The organism is Streptococcus suis, assembly GCF_002960445.1.
GTDB lineage: Bacteria > Bacillota > Bacilli > Lactobacillales > Streptococcaceae > Streptococcus > Streptococcus hyiners.
Genome location: NZ_POJD01000105.1, coordinates 1 through 360, shown reverse-complemented (window position 1 = coordinate 360; position 360 = coordinate 1). Strand labels below are relative to the sequence as shown.

The 360-nt window shown below is 33.6% G+C and carries 1 protein-coding gene; it reads right to left on the bottom strand.

Annotation, left to right across the window (positions count from 1 at the left end):
- Window positions 1-161: GntR family transcriptional regulator (locus C1G53_RS01915; RefSeq protein WP_153046643.1), on the bottom strand; the 161-nt coding region annotated here is incomplete at its 3' end.
- Window positions 162-360: the final 199 nt, after the last annotated feature.

Sequence of the window (360 nt, the reverse complement as noted above, 5' to 3'; positions counted from 1 at the left end):
CCTCCCTCAGTCAAAATCGCCAACGCCTTACGAACCGTATCACGACTAACACCATAGATTTCCTGAAGCTGCTGTTCTGTCGGTAGGGAGCTTTCTGCCGGATAAACATTTGTCCGTATTTTTTCTTTTAAGTCATTATAAATTTCTTGGTATTTTTTCATCATTTCCTCGCAAATTCATCTGTCAAATAACATACAACTATCAACATTATAACAAAATTCATTTCAAAATTAAAAAAAACTAAGCAAAAACGCTTGCATTATTTTTTGAAATCGGATACAATGATAACACAAAAGAAATTTGTCCGTACAAATTTCAAAAAAGGACATGCTTCGAGAGATGTCTAAAAAATATAGGGTG